Source organism: Mycobacterium sp. HM-7, assembly GCF_053852335.1.
In genome coordinates this window covers 5861491-5882687 of sequence record NZ_CM132657.1, presented here as the reverse complement: position 1 = coordinate 5882687, position 21197 = coordinate 5861491, and the positions used below count along the sequence as shown (strand labels likewise).

Here is a 21197-nt window from a genome sequence, read left to right as displayed (position 1 = left end):
ATGTCTCGGGACATCGCTGACAGTCAGTGTGCGGGTTTGGGTGCGCGGGTGCGGTATGTTCGCGTGGTTTTGTCGCCGGGCTGATAGCGGCGGGTTGGGTCGGCGGTGAGTTCGCGGATCAAGGTGGTGCCGCTGAAGATGGCGATGTGGTCGCCGTCGCGGATGCAGTCGCATTGGTGCCCAGCCCAATACCGGCCGACGTTGATGACGTAGGGCGGCACGAACACCCGACCGGTCGTGTCGTTAACGGTGCCGGTGGTGACAAACACCGGGGCCGGCAAGGGCCGGTCTGCGGGGCGGGCGCGTTCGGTGGCCGCGAAAACCTCTGCCGGAGTGGCTCCGCCGAGCGCTCGATGTGGTCGTTGGTGGTTGTAGCAGTGTCGGAACACCGCGAGCAGATCGTCGAGGTCAGCGACAGTGTCCGGGGTGGGGTGCGCGTGGAGCCACTTTTTGAGGGTCTGCCAGAACCGCTCGATCTTGCCGCACGTCTGCGGGTGATAGGGGGTCGAGTTGATCGTTTTCACTCCCAGGGCCCGCAGGTTCGCCTCGAACGTCGTTTCAAACCCGAGCCGCCGCCCGGTGTACATCAGGCCGTTGTCCGACAACGATATTGACGGAATCCCGCACTCGCTGATACCGGCCAGCATCACCGACCACACCAACTCGCCGGTGCCCGGCCCGGCTGCGGCGGCCAACCCGACCAGGTAGCGGGAATGATCATCCAGACAGCCCGCAATGGCCACCGCCGTGCCGTCCGCCAGTGCCCATTCGGTCCAGTCTGATTGCCAGCAACCGTTCGGGCGATCGAAGACAAACCGTTTGGTCGCTGACTTGGGCCGTTTACGCGGCTGCGGGGTGATCGCACCGTGGCGCGTCAAGATCCGCCAGATCGTGGCCGGTGCGGGCACACCAACATGGCCCTCACGCCGTAGCGCCCAGTGGATCGAGTGTGCGCCGTGGTCGCGGCCGGCTTCCAATAGCTCCTTGCGGCGGCGCAGCACCAGCTCCTCGACCGCGGCCGCGGTCTGCCCGGGACACGACACCGGCCGTCGTGATAGCTCTTCGAGTCCGGTCAGCCCTAGCTGCCCGAACCGCTTGCGCCACTTATAGAACGTCTGTCGACTGATCTGCTGATCCCGGCAGAACGCCGCCACATTCTCGACCTGCCCGGCCAACGCCGTCGCAGCACGAATATCCATCGCCGTCACCTTCTGGGCCATGAACCACGATGGGTCCACACCTCACTCAGGTGTCAGCGATGTCCCGAGACATACATGTGTCAGCGATGTCCCGAAACAAGACACCGCGGCTACCGCGGAAAATCGTGCACAAATCGCTCAAGGGCGGACGGCTACGGGGCGATCAGGACGCCGGCGTCGGATGCGGCCTGCTGCAACTCGAAGATGTCCAGGGCGCCCCAGTCGTTGATCGCTCCGGTGTAGGAACCCAGCCAGGGCACCACGCCGGGATCCGGTGCGACGCCGAGGTTGTAGGCCTGCATGCCGGGCAGGTGGTGCTCGAAGAAATTGCCGAGGATGTCGACGGCGAAGACGATGTCGTTGATCGGGTTCGGGCCCCACAGCGCGGATGCGTTGAGCAGCGGGTTCACCGCGTCCGGGTCACCGATCATCACGATGTTGCCGTAGTGCGGCTTGCTGCCGCCGGTCGGGTCGTAGGCCGGCATGAACGGCTGCAGCCCCGGCAGATCGGTGGAGAAGTACGCCGCGGTGTCGCCGTAGGTCTCGATGTTGACGAAGTTCTGCGCCGCGCTGTTGTTGCCGGGCACCGAAGTATTCAGGCCCGGACCTTCGAAGCCGATGCCGCCGAGGCCCGTCTTCTGCGCGACGAACTGGGCCTCCCACCCACCCAGCGAGTGACCGGTGACGAAGATGTCATCGGTCGTGTAGCCCTGCTCGAGAGCCGCGGCTTCGACCTTCCGCTCGAAGGCCAACGAATCCCAGAACGCCTGTGGTGTGGTGTGCGTGAAGATGATCTGCATGTCCGTGAAGATCTGCGACAGCGCGATCAGCGGATGGAACAGCAGATTGGTGCCGCCCGTCGTCCCTTGGTAGGCGATGATGACCTGACCCTCGGGCGTCACCCACGCCTTGCCGACGGCACCGGACAGCGGGTTGAAGGTCTGCATCTGAAAGCCGTTGACGGTGAACGGCTTCAGGTCACCCGGCTGGGCGCCGAGCACGTAGGCGTTGGCCGAGGCGTTCAGGAACTGCTCCACCGTCGGGGTGTCGCCGCTGGTGGGTCCGGTGTAGGTCAGCTCCGGCACGACGGGCGCTGCGGTCGGTGTCTTGCTCAGGCCGAGCATGTCCTCGATGCGCCGGAATCCGGCGAACAGCGCCTCGGAAATCGGGGACCAGTTGAACGGGCTCTTCGGGCCACTCTGCGAGACCGTCAGGTCCAGCACCTGCAGGACGGTGTTGATGAGGCGTCCGGGCAGCTGGATGATCTTCGCGATCGGGTTCAGCGGCTGCGGTGGCGTCGGCGTCGTCAGGGTGCCGACGGTGTTGTTGGTGGCGGACAGGGCCGCCGGCCGGGTGGTCAGTGCGGGTGTCGTGGCCGGCACGGAGGCGCTGCTGCCGGCGGCCGCAGACGGTGCGGTGGGGGCGGTCGCCGCGGGCGAGCTGACCGTCGCGTCCTTGGCGGGAGTGCTCGCCGTGGCGGGCTTGAGCTTCGGTGCCTTCTTGCCGTCGGCGGTGGGCTTGACCGAATCCGAGCCCTTCTTCGCCGGTTTGGCGGCCGGCTTGGGATCGGGCTTTGCCGCGGGCGTGGGGTCCGGCTTGGCATCTGGATCCGCGCCTGACTTGGGATCTGTGGCGGGGCTGTCGGTGTCGGTATCGGTGGCCGCGCCCGGCGCGGTGTCGGACTTGCCGGCTTTCTTACCGGGCTTCTTCTTGTCCTTCTTGTCTGTGCTCGCCGGCTTGGGCTTGGTGGGTCCGGGCTTCGGTGGTCCGGCCTGGCTGGTCGAGGCGCCCGGCGAATCGGGCGCCCCGGTTTCGGCCCAGGCGACGTTCTGACTGGTCGCCGCCGCGATACCCATGGCGGCGGCCAGCACCGCCAGGCGGTACCGGCTGGATTTGTCCCGACTGATCCCCGACTGTGTCCCCACAGGTGTCCCCTTTGACATCCCCGGTGCCCGCTGTAACGCGCACGAATCTGACGACACTATGACATCAGGTGATGTCAGTCACGATCAGGTTTGCCAAATCCCTGGATCACTGTGCCGGGGTCAGCGCACGCGCGCTGCCACCGCCTCCGGCATCGGTTCATACCGGGCGAAGGAGCGGCTGAACGACCCGGCTCCGTGGGACAACGACCGCAGCTCGATCGGATACCGGGTCAGTTCGATCTCCGGAATCTCGGCGTCGATGCCGGTGCACGAATCGCCGGCGGTATCGGTGCCCAGCACGCGGCCGCGCCGCCCCGACAGATCGCTCATCACCGCGCCGACCATTTCATCGGGCACCACGATGTGCACGCTGTCGATGGGTTCGAGGAGATTCACCGATGCGGCGGCGGCGGCCTCGCGCAGCGCCAGCCCGCCCGCGAGCTGGAAGGCATAGTCCGACGAGTCCACGCTGTGGGCTTTGCCGTCCAGCAGCGTCACCCGGATGTCGACCATCGGATAGCCGCAGATGCCCCGATCCATCTGGGCGCGAACGCCTTTCTCCACGCTCGGGATGAACTGCCGCGGCACCGCGCCGCCCACGACCTTGTCGACGAACTCGAAACCGGCTCCTTCCGGAAGCGGCTCGACCGTGATGTCACACACCGCGAACTGCCCGTGCCCACCGGACTGCTTGACGTGCCGGCCGTGTCCTTTCGCGTTGCCGCCGAACGTCTCTCGAAGGGGCACGCGCAGTTCGGTGGTGTCGACCGCGACCCCGAACCGCCGCGACAGCGCATCGAGAACCACCGCGGAGTGGGCTTCGCCCATGCACCACAACACAATCTGGTGGGTCTGCGGGTTCTGCTCGACGCGCAGCGTCGGATCCTCGGCGGACAGCCGGGCCAGCCCCACCGACAGCTTGTCCTCGTCCGTCTTGGCGTGCGGCACGATCGCCATGGGGAGCAGCGGCGCCGGCATGGTCCACGGCCGGCACACCAGCGGGGAAGCCTTGTCCGACAAGGTATCCCCGGTCTCGGCGCAGGTCAGCCGCGCGATGGCACAGATGTCCCCGGCGATCACCTCCGCGGCCGGGCGTTGCTTGCGGCCCAACGGAAACGACAGTGCCCCGACGCGCTCGTCGTCATCGTGGTCCTCGTGCTCGGCGCATCCCGCGCCGGGTTCGGCGAACGAATTGAAATGGCCCGACACGTGAACCGTCGTGTCGGGCCTGATGGTGCCGGAAAACACCCGGACCAGACTGACCTTGCCGACGTACGGGTCCGACGTCGTCTTCACCACCTCTGCCAGCAGCGGGGCCGCGGGATCACAGGCGGGCGCGGGCTGCGCCATCCCGGCCGGGGTGAACACCTGCGGCGGCACATGCTCTGGGGGAGAGGGGAATCCGCGGGTGATGACGTCGAGCAGTTCGGCGGCCCCGGTACCCGTGGTGCTGCACACCGGGATCACCGGGAAGAAGGAGCCGCGGGCCACCGCGCGCTCGAGGTCGGCAACCAGCACCGCGTTGTCGATCTGTTCGCCGCCCAGGTAGCGCTCCATCAACGTTTCGTCCTCGGACTCTTCGATGATGGCCTCGATGAGGGTGGCGTCGTCTGCGAGCAGCGAGACGAGCCCGTCCCCGTCGGGCAGATACAGCGGAATCACCTTGTCCCCGAATGACTCCTGCGCCGACTGCACCGCGCCGGCGAATGTTGCGCGGGCGTGGTCCAGCTTGGTCACCACCACGGCACGGGGCATCCCGACGTCAGCGCATTCCCGCCACAACGCCTTGGTGGCAGCGTCGACCACGTCGTTGGCGGCCATCACGAACAACGCGCAATCGGCGGCCCGGAGCCCGGCCCGCAGTTCACCGACGAAATCGGCGTAGCCCGGAGTGTCGAGCAGATTCACCTTCACCGGTCCGTGCTGCAGCGAGGCCAGGGCCAACCCGACCGACCGTTGCTGCTCGACTTCGGCGGGTTCGTGATCGCAGACCGTGGTGCCGTCCAGCACCGTCCCCGCTCGCGTGAGCACGCCGGCATGGAGCAGCAGCGCCTCGACGAGGGTGGTCTTGCCGGACCCAGATGGCCCGACCAGAACCACATTTCGGATCGAGGCCGGACTGTCCGCACTGGGCGCGGCGCCGGATGAGCTATTCGACTTGTCGGCCATGGCGTGCCCCTATCGACGACTCACGTCCACCATGCTCCTGTCGCGACTGTCGGCACAAGACTCAGGCGTGCCAGGAACTCCATCGGCTGATCGCGACCCGGATCACCGGGCCGTCCAGCGCCACCCGGTCGTACTGGTGGTACTTGGCCCGCAGCAGCGAGTAGCCGATCGCCATCTCGTCGCCGCTGGGGTGCACGGTGGCGATGCCGTCGGCGCGGGCCCACCACAGATGCGACCAGTCGTCGTTGTACTCCTCGGCCAGCAGGCTCACGCGCGGATTGGCCGCGATGTTGTCCAGCCGTCGCAGATGCTGCGTCGACTTCCGCTTGGCGTCCACCGCCGTATAGAGCCGGTCCCCACTGACGGCGAAGACGACGGGGACCACATGCGGCTGACCTTCGCCGGACACGGTGGCCAATACCGCGACCGGGGCGGCGGAGAACAGGGCGGCGGCGGGGTCGGACATCAGCGATGCCGAGGAGTCGGGGCGACGCTCATGGGCATCCGGGTCACGTTGATCTCCGGGCCTCGGGCCGTCGGGGTGGGAGGCCCGGCCGGGGCGGGCGCGGCCGGTGCGTGCTCGACGGGCGGCGGTTCGGCCGGCGGTGGGGGAGGCGGCAGCGGGCTGGGGGTCGACGTGGACGTCGGCACGGGCGTCGTCGTCGTGGTGGTGGTCGTCGTGGGTGCGGGTTCCACGGGCGCCTGCTCGGACCCGGAGTCCCTGCGGGTGGCCAGCACCACCAGTGAGACGACGAGGGCGACCACCGCGACCGCCACCACGATCAGCAGCAGGCGGGCATCTTTCCTGCGGTACCAAGGCGGTGGCGTCTCACGGAATCGCCAGGTGTCGGTGTTGAACGCGTCGAAGGTGTCGCCCGTCGGCTCCGGTTCGGGGATGACGAACGAGCCGGTCGTCGGGCCGGCAAATGGTCCGGTGCCGTGGGGGCCCGGGTCGACGGCGCGGAACGGATCGGTGTCCGGGTCGTCGCCGGCCGCCTCGGCGGATGATTCCAGCACGCCGCCCGGCGATGGATCGCGCTCTGCGTCGTCGCTGTCAGCCACCTCCCAGATGCTAGGGGTGGCTCGCGCCAATTGCTCGGTATCGGCGCGCGTGTCCGCGCTTTAGACGTCCTTGACCGGTTCGATGCCGAGATCGCGGTAGCTGACCAGCGCGGCAAACGGCACGCCGCGCTTGGCGAAACGCTCGGTGGCGATGTCGCCGCGGTCGACCATCGGGATGACACCGGTGACGACGGCGCCGAGCGACGCAACCCGCTCGTAGGCGATCTCCGTCGAGCCGCCGGTGCTGATCACGTCGTCGACCAGGAGGACGCGGATGCCCGGCTCGATGCGGGTGCCCTCGATCCACTGCTCGCGGCCGCGCGCCTTCTGCTCCTTGCGGACGGAGAACCACCGCTTGCCGGTGACCATCGCGACGCCGTGCGCCAGCGGGTCGGCGCCCATGGTCAGGCCACCGACGGCGTCGAACTCGATGCCGCGCAACGCGGCCAGTTCGGCCACGGCTTTGCTCACGATCGTCATACTCACGCCGTTGTCGATGGCGAACTTGCCGTCGATGTAGTCGTGGCTGAGCTGCCCGCTCGCCAGCCGGAACGGCTCCTCACGGCGCTCGTAGCCGCGGGTGCGGATCAGGTCGAATGCGGCTTCCCAGCTTGCGGGGCGATCAGACATGGTGCGAATCCTAAACCTGGCGGGACAGTCGAGCCAATTCGACTGTCGCGGAACGTAATTCGTCGATGGACTGGAGGGGCTGCGGGTATCCGACCCGGGTGTAGGCCATGCCGCGGGCGGTGTCGACCCGGAGATCCAGGCCGTAGCGGTCGGCGCCGGTGCACGTCGCCGACTCGGTGTCCGGGTAACCGCCCAGGACCTGGGCCATGGCCGCCAGCGAGTCGGCGTGGTCGGCGTTCAGATGTGCGATGGCCCCGGCGGCCGACGGCGTCACCGGATCCGGCTGAGCCGCTGCATAATCCGCGCCCGTTGTCGAGTCCATGCGGCCGTAACCGCCGACCCACCGGACCCGGTCGACATGCAGCACCCACAGGGCGAAGTCGGTGTAGTCGATGTAGTACTTCGCGGCGGGGACCGCAGCCACGTGGGCATCCCGGGCGGCGTCGCGCTCGGGGCCTTCCGGTCGTGACACCCGTCCTGCCAGCGTCACCCGGCCACCGGCCAAGGGGTCCTTGTCGGTGCTGGCCGCGATGATCGAGATGCTGGCCCGCTGATCGCCGGCGAGGTTGCGGCCGTGCTCGGCCAGATTCGAGACGCACAGCACCGGCGAACCGCCCAGCAGGCCGTACGTCACCATCGACGCCCACGGATCACCGTCCGCGGTCAAGGTCGCGAGAGTTCCGGTGTTGGTCGAGGCCGCGATGGTGCGGGCCTCTTCAGCGGCCGACGGCCGGGTCGCGTTGACGATTTCAGCCAGCGGCGGCGGGATCGTCGGGGCATCACCTGGGTCACCATGATCGCGCGTCGCCACGTTTGCACCCTACTCAGTCGCGGGTACGTTAGTGATCGATGGACGCCTCCAACGGTGGCGTGGAACATCCAAGCGCCGCGGACTTCGGACATGCGCGGGTCCTCCCTGAGGACCGCACCTGGTTCAAGCGCGCGGTTTTCTATGAGGTGTTGGTCCGCGCCTTCTACGACTCAGACGCTGACGGCTCAGGTGACCTCCGGGGTCTCACTGAGCGACTCGACTACTTGAAATGGCTTGGTGTCGACTGCATTTGGTTGCCACCCTTCTATGACTCGCCGCTGCGCGACGGCGGCTACGACATCCGCGACTTCTACAAGGTGCTGCCGGAATTCGGCACCGTCGAGGACTTCGTCGCCTTGCTGGACGCGGCGCACCGGCGGGGCATCCGCGTCATCACCGACCTGGTGATGAACCACACCTCGGATGCCCACGCGTGGTTCCAGGAGTCCCGCCGCGACCCGACGGGGCCCTACGGCGACTACTACGTCTGGAGCGACACCAGCGAGAAGTACCAGGACGCGCGCGTCATCTTCGTCGACACCGAGGAGTCCAACTGGACCTTCGACGCGGTGCGCAAACAGTTCTACTGGCACCGCTTCTTCTCCCACCAGCCTGACCTGAACTACGACAACCCGGCCGTGCAGGAAGCGATGATCGACGTGCTGCGCTTCTGGCTCGACCTGGGCATCGACGGATTCCGGCTGGACGCGGTGCCGTACCTGTTCGAGCGCGAGGGCACCAACTGCGAGAACCTGCCCGAGACACATGCCTTCCTCAAGCGCTGCCGCAAGGTGATCGACGATGAATTCCCGGGCCGGGTCCTGCTGGCGGAGGCCAATCAGTGGCCGGCGGATGTCGTCGCGTATTTCGGTGATCCGGAGACCGGCGGCGACGAATGCCACATGGCGTTCCATTTCCCGCTGATGCCACGGATCTTCATGGCGGTCCGCCGGGAATCCCGGTTCCCGATCTCGGAGATTCTGGCGCAGACCCCGGAGATACCGGACCTCGCGCAGTGGGGCATCTTCCTGCGCAACCACGACGAGCTCACGTTGGAGATGGTCACCGACGAAGAGCGCGACTACATGTATTCCGAGTACGCCAAGGACCCGCGGATGAAGGCCAACGTCGGCATCCGCCGGCGGCTGGCCCCGCTGCTGGAGAACGACCGCAACCAGACCGAGCTGTTCACCGCCCTGCTGTTGTCGCTGCCCGGGTCGCCGGTCCTGTACTACGGCGACGAAATCGGGATGGGTGACATCATCTGGCTCGGCGACCGCGACGGTGTGCGGACCCCGATGCAATGGTCGGCCGATCGCAACGCGGGTTTCTCGACCGCGAACCCGGGCCGGCTGTATGTGCCACCGAGCCAGGATCCCGTGTACGGCTATCAAGCGGTGAACGTCGAGGCCCAGCGCGACACCACGAATTCCCTGCTCAACTGGACCCGCACCATGCTCGCGGTCCGACGCCGGCACGACGCGTTCGCGGTCGGCTCCTTCCGGGAACTCGGCGGGTCCAACCCGTCGGCCCTGACGTACGTGCGCGAGCTCGAGGGGGACGGCGAAGTGGACACTGTGCTCTGCGTCAACAATCTCTCCCGTTTTCCCCAACCGATCGAACTGAACCTGCAGCATTGGAACGGCTACACCCCGGTTGAGCTGACCGGCCGGGTTGAGTTCCCCCGCATCGGGGAGCTGCCGTACCTGTTGACGCTGCCCGGGCATGGTTTCTACTGGTTCTCGTTGCGTGCGCCTGTCGGTGAGGAGCCGTGATGGATTCAGAATTGATCGAATACCTGACCCAGCAACGCTGGTACGCCGGTCGCAACCGCAAGCTGACCGACGCCGAACCGGCGCTGGTGGTGGCGCTGCGCGACGACATCGATCTGGTGCTGCTCGATGTGAGCTATGACGACGGCCCGGGTGAGCGGTATCAGCTGGTGCTACGTCAAGGCGATGGCGAGGTCGGGGATGCGCTGGGCGACCCCGAGGTCGCGAACCTGCTTCTCGCCATGATCGCCGACTCGGCGACGATTGGTCCGGTCTCTTTTGCCGCGGAACCCGACGCCGAGCTGCCCGCGGGGGAGACGGCGCGGGTGATGGGCGCCGAACAGAGCAATACCAGTGTCGTGTTCGACGAGGCTGCGATCCTCAAGCTGTTCCGGCGCGTCCTGCCCGGCGTGAATCCCGACATCGAGCTCACCCGGGTGCTGAGCCGGGCCGGCAGCCCGCACGTGGCTCCGCTGCTGGGTTCGATGTCGTTGGATGGTGGCCCCGAGACCGCGTTGGGCATGCTGGCGCGCTTCGCCAACAACGCCGCCGAGGGCTGGGACATGGCGGTGGCCAGCACCCGTGACCTGTACGCCGAGGGTGACCTGTACGCCAACGAGGTGGGCGGCGACTTCGCCGGCGAGTCCGAACGGCTGGGGCAGGCCGTCGCGGCCGTGCACGCCACGCTGGCCGCGGAGCTCGGCGCCGCCACGGCGCTGTTTCCGGTCGACACGATGCTGGAGCGGCTGGCAGCGGTGACCGCGTCGGTGCCGCAGGTCGGTGAGTACGCCGCGGCCATCGAGAGTCGCTACCGCGCGCTCGAGGGACAGCCGATCACGGTGCAGCGGATACACGGCGATCTGCATCTGGGCCAGGTGCTGCGCACCCCCGAGACGTGGCTGCTGATCGACTTCGAAGGCGAGCCCGGGCAGTCGCTGGATCACCGGCGAGCGCCGGACTCCCCGCTACGCGACGTCGCCGGCATCCTGCGGTCCTATCAGTACGCGGCGTTCCAGCGGCTGACCGAGGGTGGCGGCAACGAACAGCGCCGCAAGCAGCTCGCGGCCCGCGCCCGCGAATGGGCCGACCGGAACCGGGCGGCGTTCTGCACGGGCTATGCCGAGGCCGGCGGTACCGAGCCCGATGCCGAACTACTCGCCGCCTACGAGCTCGACAAGGCGGTCTACGAAGCCGGGTACGAGGCCCGGCACCGGCCGCACTGGCTCGACCTGCCGCTGGGAGCGATCGCGAACATCGTCAGCGGTTAGGTGCACTAACCGCTGACGATGATCGTCAGGCCATCGACTTGACGACGCCCTGAGCGGGCTTCGGGGTCCAGTCGGAGTGGTAGACGCCGATGGATTCCTCGGGGTTCGAGCTGCCGGTGACGCGGTCGCGCGTGGTGTAGATGTACGACGGCCCGGCGTACGGCAGGGTGCGCCACTTGGCCAGGAAGTCCCGGATGTAGTCGGCCTGGGTGGCCTCGTCGACGGCCGAGTTGGGCTCGCCGTACTCGGTGGCCCAGATCTTCTTGCCGCCGTCACCGTTGGCGGCCATGGCGGCATGGATGCCGTCGGTCTGGCTCAGCGGCGAATTGGGCACGCCGGCGCCGGCCGAGAACTTCAGGTTGTAGTGGTACGGGTGGAACGACACCGCGTCCAGCGAGCCGGCCGCACCGGCGGCGTACATCCGCTGTACGAACGTCACCGGGTCCAGGGTCAGCGAACCGAAGGACACGACCGCGCCGACCACACCGCCGATGACCACGGCGCCACGATCGGCGGCCTTGATCTTCGGGTACGAGGCCTTGAGCATCTCCGCGTAGACGGCGGGCTCCGGACCCTGCGGGCCGGAGGTCCAGGACATCACGGCGTTGGGCTCGTTCCAGATTTCGTAGGCGTCCACGCGGCCCTTGTAGTGGGCTGCCACCGCGCCGGCGAAGTCGCCGTACACCGCGGGGGAGGCGGGCGGGCTGCTGATCGGGATGGCGCCCGGCGCCACGGCCCAGGCCGGCGTCGCGACGATCGCGCCGACCACCGACATGTGGCGGGCGTTGGCCGCACCGACGACGGTGTCTACCTGGCCCCAGTTGAAGCTGCCCTGGGTGCCCTCGATGCCGGCCCACGGAATGATGATGCGGACGGTGCGCACACCGGTCGCCGACATCAGGTCGAAGGTGTGGTTGATGTCGTCGGCGTTCATGCCGTAGACGTCGGAATCAGCGAAGCCGACGCTGCTGGCCGACTGGCTGATGCCCGTGGGGATGAACGGAATCGTGGCCGGACTGTTGGCCAGGGTTTCGGTGGCGGCGGCGGACACCGCCGCGACGGTGACGAGGGCCGCAGCGATCTTGGTGACGTTGCGCAACGTTTACTCCAATCTGTGGCACTGCTGTTGGTCTCGACCCCCGCCGAATGGGTTGAACCTAACAGCTAGTCAGGCCGTTGCCAGGAGGACTGAGCGATCCGGCGTCGATGGTCATGTCGATGCGACCCAACCGCGTTCGACGAGTGGGCCGATGATGGCTTCGAGGTAGCGCTCGTGCCCGCCGAAGGCGGCAAGATATCCGGCGTCCGGTACCAGGACCAGCGACATGACCAGACGTATCACCGCATCGGCGACGAAATCGGCATTGCGTGCGGATAGCGGGTCTTCGAGATGCTGATCCTGCAACAGGTGCGAGAGGAAAACTCGTCCCAGCGTCTGCCCCGGGCGGTCGCCGTCGCGCCAGAGGTTGATGACGGTCTCGGGTTCCACCTGGACGAAGCGAAGCACCGCAGGCATTTTCGTCGAATGGGTGATCAGGCTGGCGCCCACAGCCGTTGCGCATTCCAGCGCATTGGTTGCCGCTCGGGCCTTTTGCGCCACGTCACGCAGGACCGTGGCGACGCCACGCCGATTGGCGGCGTTCAGCAGGTTCTGTTTGCTTCCGAAGCGCCGGAACACCGTTTTCCGGGACATCTGTGCACGCTTCGCGACCAGATCGACGGTCAGTGCCTGCTCCCCGTGCGTCCCCAACACGTACATCGTGGCGTCGAGGATCTTTACGTCCGACGCCGTCAGTTCGGGCTCGGCGGCGTGGGTGTCACCTGACAAGGCCAGGGCGATCAGCGCCTCCGGTCCGCCGGATGACTCGTCAGCGCGCATGCGACCGATGATGTCACGGCGCATGCCGTCGGTTCTCGGACGCGCTCGGCTGGGTGTTGACTAATGTCCCTCATTGAGTGACTCTAGGGACATGTTCATGATGACAACCGATGTAGTCAAACTGGCCGGAGTGTTGCCACCGGGTGAGGGCGGAGTGCCGGTCGCGCCGGTGCTGCACGCCAATCAGGCGATGGCATGGCTCAGTCACTTCGCCGCGTACGGAGGCTTCGCCGCTGCGTTGGGCTGGGCATGCTGGCGCCTTGCGCGGCGGCGTGAGGTCCTACCGTTGGTGCTGGTGATCGCCGGCGCCATCGCAGCGAATATCGAACCGCTCGGCGATTTCGTCGGCGCGATCGTCTATGCCAACGACATCCCATGGTTCGGCTACACGGTCATGGGGCACCGCATGCCGGCGTTCATTCTGGTTGGCGCATCGACCTATGTGGCGTTCGGCGGCTACCTGGCGTATCGGTATCTGCAGAACGGCAGGTCCCTGCGGGACATCTTCGTGCTGTCCGCGGTGTACGTGGGGATACCCGAGGTGGTGCTCGAAATGGCTTGGCACCACTTCGGGATCATCGCTTACTACGGCGATAATCCGACGCGGGTCCTCGGCATTCCCCTGTACTCGATCGTGCAGAACACCACGCTCTTGCCGGTGTACGGCGTGGTGATCTACTTTGCCGCGAAATACCTTACGGGCGCCCGGATTTGGTGGCTGGTGCTGTTCATCCCGGCGACCACCATCGGATACATCGTCGGGGTCAGCTGGCCTGCCTACCAGGCAGTGCAGTCCTCCGCGCCGGCGCCGGTCGTGTGGGCCGCCGCGGCCATGGTGATCGCGACTTCAATCGGTGCCACGTATGCGCTCCTGCAAATACCGGAACTGAGCCGGCTTCGCGATGAACGCGTAGGCGGTCGCCACCCCGCCTTGTCGGTGAGCGGGGTCTGAGATATGTCGGTTGTGTTGCCGCCGAAGGCATCTGGACGCAATGTTGCGCCGCCGGGTCCGGTAGGGATCGGAAAGTACACGTCTCTCGCGCGCCTGCTTCGCGACCCGTGGTTCTACCCGCTGGAACTGACCAAGCAATTCGGTGACGTCGTCACCGTTCCCGCGCCGTTCGCCAAGGTCGTGTACATCAGCCATCCGGATCACATTGACCACATTCTGGTCAAACACGCTGATGAATATCGACGTTCGGATATGGTCGCCGCGCAGATGGTGCCGCCGGAACTGGGCCACAACTTCTTCGCCTTCGCGGACGACGCCGAATGGCAGCGGGGCCGGTCGTTGTATCGCCCGAGTTTCACCCACAAGAACCTCGCTGCGCTCGGTGACCTCTTCACCGAATCGATCAGCGAGCAAGTCGGTGGCTGGGCCGACGCGGCAGACCATGCCGGTGTCGTCGACATCGAAGAAAAGACCCGTGAACTGGCCTTGGCGGCACTGTTCAACGCGATGTTCGACGAGTATCTATCACCGCGACTACTGGGATTGTCCAGCGGCATTGCCATTCCGGTCATGCTCGCCACCACAGTGCGCGTGGCGATGTCCGCACTGCCGGGTTGGGTGCCGCGGCCGTTCCAACGCAAGGCTGCGGAGATGCTCAACGCCGGATTGGCTGCCGCCGACCATGTGATCGAGACGCGCCGGCGGCACCCCACGGGACGCGCCGACATCCTCAGCCTGTTGGTGAACGCCACCTATGACGACGGCACGCCGCTGGAGAACGAAAAGATCGCCGCCGAGATGATGGGCATGATCGTCGGTGGTCACGAGACGACGGCGGCAGCGCTGGCGTGGACGTTCGCGCTCCTGGCTCAGCATCCAGAGCTCGAGGAGCGCGTGATCGCCGAGGTCGATGCGCTCGGTTCCGGTCGCGTGACGGTCGACGACATGAGCAAGCTGCCGTTCGTGCGCGCCTGCTTCGATGAAGCGCAACGTATGCAGGGCGGGCTCGTGATCAATCCCAAGACCGCGGTAGTCGACGATGAGATCGGTGGATGCCACATCGAAAGTGGCACAACAGTTTTGTACTCCTCGCTGGCAATGCAGCATGACCCCAGATTCTGGTCGGAGCCGCACCGATTCAACCCGGACCGGTTCAAGGACACCGCCAACAACGATGTGCGCGCATTTGTCCCCTTCGGCCGCGGGCAGCGAATGTGTCTGGGCAAGAACATGGCCTACATCGAAGGGGTGCTGACAATCGCGACGGCCTATCGGCGGTACCGGCTGACCCTCGAACCGGGATACCGGTTACGGCGCCAGTACCGGATGTCGATGGGGCTCAAGGGCGGGGTGCCGATGACAGTCGTGCCACGGTGATGCCTCACCGCCGGTCAGCGCACCAGGCGGCGCAGTAGGGCCGATGCCGCGGCGATGCCGAGCACTGCCGCGACCGCGAGAACCGCGACATCGAGCAGGGTGTTGCCCGGGGTGCCCAGCAACAGTGAGCGCAGCGCGTTCACCTCGTACGACAGCGGATTCACAGTCGAGAGCGCGTGCAGCCAGCCCGGCATGATGTCCACCGGGTACAGCGCGTTGGAAGCGAAGAACAGGGGCATGGTGATGGCCTGGCCGATGCCCATCAAGCGGTCGCGGTTTCGGACCAGACCCGCCAAAGTCATTGACAGACAGGAGAAGAACGCCGACCCGAGCATCACCACCGCCATGGCGGCCAGGACGTGCAGCGGGTTGAAACTCAGGTGGATGCCCATCAGCAGGGCGATCACGAGGACACCGATGACCTGGGCGATCGACCGGACGCCCGCGGCGAAGGCCTTGCCCGTGATCAGCGCCGACGCCGGCGACGGCGTGACCATCAGTTTGGCGAGGATGCCGGCGTCCCGGTCCCAGACGATCTGGATGCCGTAGAAGATCGAGATGAAAAGCGCCGACTGGGCGATGATGCCGGGCGCCAGGAACGACAGATACGGCACGTTGCCGGTGTTGATCACGTGCAGCCGCGAGAAGGTCTGGCCGAAGATCAACAGCCACAACGCGGGCTGAATCGTCCGGGTGATCAGCTCGGTGCGGTCGTGGCGCAGCTTCTGCAGTTCGACGAGCGCGAACGCGCCCATCCGGCGGGCGAGGCCGCCGATGCGTTTGGCGCCGCGGGGCGCGGCGACCAGTTCGACGTCAACTGACACGGCGGGCCGTCCTCCTTCCGGCGCGGACGTCCTGCAGAGACTGACGGTCGTCATCGTCGGACAGGTCGGACCCCGCGTAGTGCCGAAAGACATCCTCGAGCGTGGCCGACGGGCCGCGTGCGGCCTTCAGATCCGTGGGGGAGCCGACGGTCTGCAGGGTGCCGCGGTGCATGAGGGCGACTCGGTCACACAGGGCATCGGCCTCCTCCATGTAGTGGGTGGTCAGCAGGACCGTCATGCCGAACTCCTGCTGCATGTATGCCACCTGGGTCCAAACACTGTCGCGGGCAATGGGATCGAGGCCGACAGTGGGCTCGTCGAGGATCAACAGCGACGGCCGGTTCACCAGGGCCTGGGCCAGCTCGAGGCGGCGGACCATGCCGCCGGAGTACGTCTTGGCGGGACGGTCGGCGACGTCGAGCAGCTGCATGGCCTCGAGTGCGTCGTCGACCCGTGCCCGCCGTTCACGCCGCGGCACGTCGTACAGGCGGGCGAACAGGTCGACGTTCTGGCGGCCCGTGAGCGCGGACTCGATCGAAAGCTGTTGTGGCACATACCCGAGGTTCTGCCGGATGTCCATGGTGCGACGCCCCGAGTCGAGGCCGAAGATGCGCACCTGCCCGTGCTGGACGGGGGTCAGGGTGGTGAGCAGTCGCACCAGGGTGGTCTTCCCGGCGCCGTTCGGGCCCAGCAATCCCATGGTCTCGCCCACGTCGACGGTGAGGCTGAGGTCGTCGACCGCGGTGAAGTCGCCGTACCGGTGGGTGACGTGGTCGCATTCGATGGCGGGGTTACTCATGGCTGGTTCTCCTGGAGCATCCGGGTCATCTCGGCCAGGACGTTCAAACCCTTTGTCAGATCGCGGATTTGCTCGTCATCGAGCTGCTTGAGTACGACGTCGAGGGCGGCCCGGCGGGAAGCTCTCGTCTGATCGGCGAGTTGTTGGGCGGGTTCGGTGAGCCGCAGGCGGCCGATGCGGCGATCGTCGGGGTCGACGCTGCGGACGAGCAGTTGGTCTGCGGTCAGCTTGGACACCAGGGTCGACGCGGTGTTGGCGGCCAGGCCGAGTTCCTCGGCGGCTTCGCGCACGGAGATGCCGGGGCGGCGCCCGACCAGTCTGAGCAGCTCGGCCTGTGATTGCGTGACGCCCGCGAAGCTCCCCCCGGCAGTCCGGCGCAACTGCCGGCGGAATCGGCCGACGGTGTGGAACAGGTCGGTGGTGAGTTCGGCGGTGAGGCCTGAGCGAGCGGGCACGTTTCGATAATACCTCTGTTGCAGAGCTATTGCGGAGCCGTGGTTTACTCGGGCGGTGTTTCCCGACTACCGCACGCTGCTGACCGCGTTCGACGGCGGTGTGGTGACGTTGACGCTGAACCGGCCCGAGCGGCGCAACGCTTTTGGCGACGGCATGCGGGAGGAACTCGCCGACGCCTACACCCGGTGCGACGAAGCCGACGACGTCCGCGCCGTCGTGCTGACCGGCGCGCCACCGGCATTCTGCGCTGGCGCTGACCTGGCCGCGGGTGACCAGACGTTCGCGGCGCCGGGCCCGGAGTTCAGTGCCGCGGGCATCCCTGTTCCGGCATGGTCGTTGAGCAAACCGGTGATCGCGGCGGTCAACGGACACGCGATCGGGTTGGGGCTGACGCTGACACTGCAGTGCGATATCCGGATTTTCGCCGCCGACGCACGATACGGCGTCGTGCAGGTGCGCCGTGGCGTGGTCGGGGACGCGTATTCGCACTGGGCGCTGCCGCGGTTGGTCGGTACCGCGCGGGCCGCTGAAATCCTCTTGACGGGAGCAACTTTCGACGGTCGCCGCGCGGTGGAGCTGGGTATCGCGAGTCGGGTACTGCCCGCTGATGAGGTGCTGCCGGCGGCGCTGGAGGTGGCACATGACATCGCGGACAACACCGCGCCGATGTCGGTGGCGGCCAGCAAGCGACTGCTCTGGGACTCCTTTGAACTGTCGCGCGACGAGGTGGGGCAGCGGGAGACCGAGATTCACCGTGCGCTGATGGCGCACGACGACGCCAAGGAAGGGGTCAGGGCGCTGCAGGACGGCCGCCCGCCGAGGTGGTCGGGTAAGCCGGTGGATCCGACGCGCTAGATTACCGAAACGTCGGAATCCTTCAGGGCGGCAACGGCATTGGCGGTACCCTCGGCCGACACGCCGGCGGTATAGGCCAGCAGCACCCGGGTGCGGAACCCGGCCTTGGCGGCGTCGGCCGCTGTTGCCTTGACGCAGTAGTCGGTGGCGATGCCGACCACGTCCACCTCGTCGACACCGCGGGTGCGCAGCCAGTCCGTAAGGCCGGTGCCGGTGCCGTCGGCGCCTTCGAATCCGCTGTACGCCGCGGAGTACCGGCCTTTGCGGAACACCGCTTCGATGGCAGAGAGATCCAACTCGGGGTGGAACTGCTCACCCGGCGTCCCGGCGACGCAGTGCGGCGGCCACGACGTCAGATAGTCGGGCTGGTCGGAGAAATGCGCACCCGGGTCGATGTGATGATCGGCGGTGGCCACGACGTGCCCATACTCCCGGCGGGCCAGGAGGCCGGTGATCGCGCGGGCCACTTCGCCGCCCCCGGACACCGCGAGGGAACCGCCCTCACAGAAGTCGTTCTGCACGTCGACGACGATCAACGCCCGCATGTGTCCACGGTAGACCGGTTGCTGCGCCTCGCCTGTTGCCGTAGCGTCCGGACACGTGTCCGAACAGGCGCTTGAGCCCACCCGGCGCCGGTTGACGGCCAAACAGGCCGATACGGTCGACCGGCTGAGTCGTGCCGCCCTCGATCTGCTGCGCCGCGAGGGCTTCGCGGGCCTGACGGTCCGCCGGGTCGCGGCCGACGCCGGTGTCGGCGCGGCGACGGCCTACACCTACTTCTCGTCGAAGGAGCACCTCGTCGCGGAGGTGTTCTGGCGCCGGTTGGCTTCCTCGCCGCCCGCGGCCCACGACTCCGACGATCCTGCCACCCGGGTCACCGAAGTGCTGCGGCACATCGCGCTACTGGTGATCGACGAGCCGGAGTTCGCCGGGGCGGTGACCAACGCACTGCTCGGGCGCGATCCGGATGTCGAGGTACTCCGACAGCGCATCGCCGTGGATATCCGCTCCCGGCTGGCGGCGGCGCTCGGCCCCGATGTGGACAACGACGTCATCGAATCGCTGGAGATGCTGTACTCGGGCGCGCTGGTCCGGGCGGGGATGGGGTTCACGTCCTACGACGAGATCGCCGAGAGACTGGAGAAGTCAGCTCGGCTGATGCTGCGCTGACGATCTGACGCCCAGGATCGCGAGCGCGGCGGTGAGGGCCGGCTCGGTGAGCTCGGCGACGTCGCGGCCGTCCTCCACGAGCAGTGCGGTCAGCTCGCGAAGACCGCCGAGCAGAATCAGGGCCACCGGCCGGCTGACCGGGGACAGGCCGGCGCGCAGAAATCCCGCGCCGCTGCTGAGGTCGACGACCATGTCGGTGAGTTGTTCCATCGCATGGCGATTCAGCGGCAGGGCGGCGTCACCGAGGGCCGGGGCCTCCCGGATCCAGCTCAGGGTGATCGCGGGCCGCGAGGCGATGTGCGCGACGTACGCGTCGACCGCGCTGCGCACCTGTCGCTCCCAGTCGGCGTCGGGATCGATGGCGGCGCGGATCCGGGCGATGAGGTCCTCGTTGTTGGTGCGCAGCAACTCGATGAAGCACTGTTCCTTGCTGGCGAACTGGTCGTAGAAGGTGCGCTTGGAGGTTTTGGCGTTGCGGACGATGTCGGCGACGGTGGTGTCGCGATATCCGCGGGTGGCCAGCGAGGTGGCGAGCCCGTCGAGCAGCCGCCCGCGGAAGGGCTGCGCTGCTGATTGTGCCGAGTTGACCTCGCCGTCTGCCATCTCTCCCAGAACCCTTGCCTAGCTGTGGTACCAGCCGGTACCGTACCTCATAACCTCGTGGTACACCGTGGTACCGCGTAATCAGTGGCTTGGAGCGTGCCATGACCGAAACTGTCACCGCTGAACTCACCGAGTGTGCCCCGGCGATCCACCTGCCGCCGGCGACCGGAATCCCCAAGATTCTCCAAGGCGTCGCGTTCGCGACCAATCGGCGCCGGTTCGTCAACCGCATGGTGCCGCGACTCGGGCCGGTATTCACCTGTGACGCAACGGTTTTCGGACGCGCGGTCATGGTGACCGACCCGCAGCTGGCCAAGCAGTTGTTCGCGGCGAACCCGGCCGACGTCGGCAACATCCAGCCCAACCTGTCGCGCGTGCTGGGCAGCGGATCGGTGTTCGCGCTCGACGGCCCCGAGCACCGGCTGCGCCGCAAACTGCTGACGCCGCCGTTCCACGGCAAGAGCATCAAGAACTACGAGCGCATCTTCGAAGAGGAGACGCTGCGCGCGGCGGCAGCATGGCCGGAGGGGAAATCGTTCCCCACGCTCGAACCGATGATGCACATCACCCTCAACGCCATCCTGCGCGCGGTGTTCGGCGCCGACGGTCACCACCTCGACGAACTGCGACGGATCATCCCGCCGTGGGTGACCCTGGGGTCGCGCCTGGCGGTGCTACCCATGCCGGCGCGGACCTACGGCCGCCTCACACCGTGGGGTCGGCTCGCCGAGTACCGGCGGCAGTACGACGAAGTGGTCGGCCGGTTGATCGACGCGGTCGCCGCCGACCCTGATCTCGAAAGCCGCGACGACGTCCTCGCGCTGCTGCTGCGCAGCACCTACGAAGACGGAACGGCGATGTCCCGCAGCGACATTGCCGATGAACTGCTGACGCTGCTGGCGGCGGGCCATGAAACCACGGCGGCCACCATGGCGTGGGTCTTCGAGCGGATCTCCCGGCATCCCGAGGTGCTGCGGCGGCTCGAAGCGGAGGTCGCCACGGGTGAGACCGACGAATATCGGCAGGCCGTCCTCCTTGAAGTGCAGCGCATCCGCACCATCATCGACTTCGCCGGCCGGCACGTGTACGCGCCGTCGTTCCAGCTCGGGGAATGGGTGATACCCCGCGGCTTCTCGGTCATCGTCGCCATCGACCACATGCACGAGGACGCAAAGGAATTCGCCGATCCGGAGCGGTTCGACCCGGAGCGCTTCGTCGGGCGCCGGCCGCCGCTGGCGTTCCTGCCGTTCGGTGGGGGTACCCGGCGCTGTGTCGGAGCGGTGTTCGCGCAGGTCGAGATGGACGTCGTCCTTCGGACAGTGCTGCGCCACTTCGCCATTCAGGCCAACAGTGCGCCGGGGGAGCGGGTCTTCTCGCGCGGCGTGGCATACACCCCGAAAGACGGTGGCCGAGTGACGCTGCGCCGCCGGGTCACCCCGCTGTAGG

Annotated in this window: 21 protein-coding genes; 7 read left to right on the top strand and 14 right to left on the bottom strand. The window is 67.1% G+C overall.

Annotated elements, in window-relative coordinates; genetic code table 11:
- Positions 1–23: 23 nt before the first annotated feature.
- From ACWW1C_RS28255 to ACWW1C_RS28225, 7 genes are all read right to left on the bottom strand, one after another.
- On the bottom strand, positions 24–1220 hold the full coding sequence (locus ACWW1C_RS28255) for an integrase core domain-containing protein (RefSeq protein WP_455984156.1): 1197 nt from the start codon (positions 1218–1220) through the stop codon (positions 24–26).
- 131 nt (positions 1221–1351) lie between these two features.
- Positions 1352–3124 carry a hypothetical protein gene (locus ACWW1C_RS28250; protein ID WP_455981333.1) on the bottom strand — a complete coding sequence of 591 codons (1773 nt, stop codon included), beginning with the start codon at positions 3122–3124 and terminating at the stop codon, positions 1352–1354.
- Positions 3125–3244: 120 nt separating this feature from the next.
- The gene (locus ACWW1C_RS28245) at positions 3245–5293 is read right to left on the bottom strand and encodes an elongation factor G (protein ID WP_455981332.1); all 2049 of its coding nucleotides are present in this window, start codon (positions 5291–5293) and stop codon (positions 3245–3247) included.
- A 61-nt stretch (positions 5294–5354) separates the two neighbouring features.
- Complete coding sequence (locus ACWW1C_RS28240) at positions 5355–5759, bottom strand: TIGR03668 family PPOX class F420-dependent oxidoreductase (RefSeq protein ID WP_455981331.1); 405 nt, start codon at positions 5757–5759, stop codon at positions 5355–5357.
- Positions 5759–6355 (bottom strand): hypothetical protein, encoded by a 597-nt coding sequence (locus ACWW1C_RS28235; protein ID WP_455981330.1) that lies wholly within the window; start codon positions 6353–6355, stop codon positions 5759–5761. Before ACWW1C_RS28235 ends, ACWW1C_RS28240 begins: the two co-directional genes overlap by 1 nt.
- 60 nt (positions 6356–6415) lie before the next feature.
- A complete protein-coding gene (locus tag ACWW1C_RS28230; RefSeq protein ID WP_455981329.1) occupies positions 6416–6985 on the bottom strand; it encodes an orotate phosphoribosyltransferase in 570 nt (189 codons plus the stop codon).
- Positions 6986–6995: 10 nt separating this feature from the next.
- Entirely contained in the window at positions 6996–7796 is an 801-nt protein-coding gene (locus tag ACWW1C_RS28225) for a HugZ family pyridoxamine 5'-phosphate oxidase (protein WP_455981328.1), read from the bottom strand.
- A 38-nt stretch (positions 7797–7834) separates the two neighbouring features.
- Here ACWW1C_RS28225 and treS point away from each other — a divergent pair, with 38 nt between their 5' ends.
- Together treS and ACWW1C_RS28215 are read left to right on the top strand one after the other, a co-directional pair.
- Complete coding sequence (gene treS, locus ACWW1C_RS28220; RefSeq protein WP_455981327.1) at positions 7835–9571, top strand: maltose alpha-D-glucosyltransferase; 1737 nt, start codon at positions 7835–7837, stop codon at positions 9569–9571.
- Positions 9571–10836, top strand: coding sequence for a maltokinase N-terminal cap-like domain-containing protein (locus ACWW1C_RS28215; RefSeq protein ID WP_455981326.1), 1266 nt, complete (start codon positions 9571–9573; stop codon positions 10834–10836). The genes treS and ACWW1C_RS28215 overlap by 1 nt, the downstream gene beginning before the upstream one ends.
- Positions 10837–10861: 25 nt before the next feature.
- On the opposite strand, the gene ACWW1C_RS28210 is transcribed toward ACWW1C_RS28215, so the two are convergent.
- Together ACWW1C_RS28210 and ACWW1C_RS28205 are read right to left on the bottom strand one after the other, a co-directional pair.
- On the bottom strand, positions 10862–11935 hold the full coding sequence (locus ACWW1C_RS28210; RefSeq protein WP_455981325.1) for a cellulase family glycosylhydrolase: 1074 nt from the start codon (positions 11933–11935) through the stop codon (positions 10862–10864).
- A 111-nt stretch (positions 11936–12046) separates the two neighbouring features.
- On the bottom strand, positions 12047–12715 hold the full coding sequence (locus ACWW1C_RS28205; RefSeq protein ID WP_455981324.1) for a TetR/AcrR family transcriptional regulator: 669 nt from the start codon (positions 12713–12715) through the stop codon (positions 12047–12049).
- Between the two features lie 100 nt (positions 12716–12815).
- Here ACWW1C_RS28205 and ACWW1C_RS28200 point away from each other — a divergent pair, with 100 nt between their 5' ends.
- Together ACWW1C_RS28200 and ACWW1C_RS28195 are read left to right on the top strand one after the other, a co-directional pair.
- The gene (locus tag ACWW1C_RS28200) at positions 12816–13667 is read left to right on the top strand and encodes a hypothetical protein (RefSeq protein WP_455981323.1); all 852 of its coding nucleotides are present in this window, start codon (positions 12816–12818) and stop codon (positions 13665–13667) included.
- Between the two features lie 3 nt (positions 13668–13670).
- Positions 13671–15044, top strand: a complete 1374-nt coding sequence (locus tag ACWW1C_RS28195) for a cytochrome P450 (RefSeq protein ID WP_455981322.1) — start codon at positions 13671–13673, stop codon at positions 15042–15044.
- A 14-nt stretch (positions 15045–15058) separates the two neighbouring features.
- Here ACWW1C_RS28195 and ACWW1C_RS28190 read toward each other — a convergent pair whose 3' ends face one another.
- Genes ACWW1C_RS28190 through ACWW1C_RS28180 form a run of 3 tightly spaced genes read right to left on the bottom strand, consistent with a single transcriptional unit; the run spans position 15059 to position 17122 of the window.
- A complete protein-coding gene (locus ACWW1C_RS28190) occupies positions 15059–15799 on the bottom strand; it encodes an ABC transporter permease (RefSeq protein ID WP_455984471.1) in 741 nt (246 codons plus the stop codon).
- Between the two features lie 58 nt (positions 15800–15857).
- Positions 15858–16667 (bottom strand): ATP-binding cassette domain-containing protein, encoded by an 810-nt coding sequence (locus tag ACWW1C_RS28185; protein ID WP_455981321.1) that lies wholly within the window; start codon positions 16665–16667, stop codon positions 15858–15860.
- On the bottom strand, positions 16664–17122 hold the full coding sequence (locus tag ACWW1C_RS28180; protein ID WP_455981320.1) for a MarR family winged helix-turn-helix transcriptional regulator: 459 nt from the start codon (positions 17120–17122) through the stop codon (positions 16664–16666). Before ACWW1C_RS28180 ends, ACWW1C_RS28185 begins: the two co-directional genes overlap by 4 nt.
- A gap of 55 nt (positions 17123–17177) precedes the next feature.
- Between ACWW1C_RS28180 and ACWW1C_RS28175 the strand changes: the two genes are divergently transcribed.
- Positions 17178–17978, top strand: a complete 801-nt coding sequence (locus tag ACWW1C_RS28175; RefSeq protein WP_455981319.1) for an enoyl-CoA hydratase/isomerase family protein — start codon at positions 17178–17180, stop codon at positions 17976–17978.
- Here ACWW1C_RS28175 and ACWW1C_RS28170 read toward each other — a convergent pair.
- The gene (locus ACWW1C_RS28170) at positions 17975–18523 is read right to left on the bottom strand and encodes an isochorismatase family protein (RefSeq protein WP_455981318.1); all 549 of its coding nucleotides are present in this window, start codon (positions 18521–18523) and stop codon (positions 17975–17977) included. The two genes, ACWW1C_RS28175 and ACWW1C_RS28170, sit on opposite strands and share 4 nt — an antisense overlap.
- 55 nt (positions 18524–18578) lie before the next feature.
- On the opposite strand from ACWW1C_RS28170, the gene ACWW1C_RS28165 reads away from it, so the two are divergent.
- Positions 18579–19148 carry a TetR/AcrR family transcriptional regulator gene (locus tag ACWW1C_RS28165; RefSeq protein ID WP_455981317.1) on the top strand — a complete coding sequence of 190 codons (570 nt, stop codon included), beginning with the start codon at positions 18579–18581 and terminating at the stop codon, positions 19146–19148.
- Here ACWW1C_RS28165 and ACWW1C_RS28160 read toward each other — a convergent pair.
- Positions 19125–19751 (bottom strand): TetR/AcrR family transcriptional regulator, encoded by a 627-nt coding sequence (locus tag ACWW1C_RS28160; RefSeq protein ID WP_455981316.1) that lies wholly within the window; start codon positions 19749–19751, stop codon positions 19125–19127. The two genes, ACWW1C_RS28165 and ACWW1C_RS28160, sit on opposite strands and share 24 nt — an antisense overlap.
- 101 nt (positions 19752–19852) lie before the next feature.
- Between ACWW1C_RS28160 and ACWW1C_RS28155 the strand changes: the two genes are divergently transcribed.
- Complete coding sequence (locus ACWW1C_RS28155) at positions 19853–21196, top strand: cytochrome P450 (RefSeq protein ID WP_455981315.1); 1344 nt, start codon at positions 19853–19855, stop codon at positions 21194–21196.
- The last annotated feature ends 1 nt before the right edge of the window (position 21197 follow it).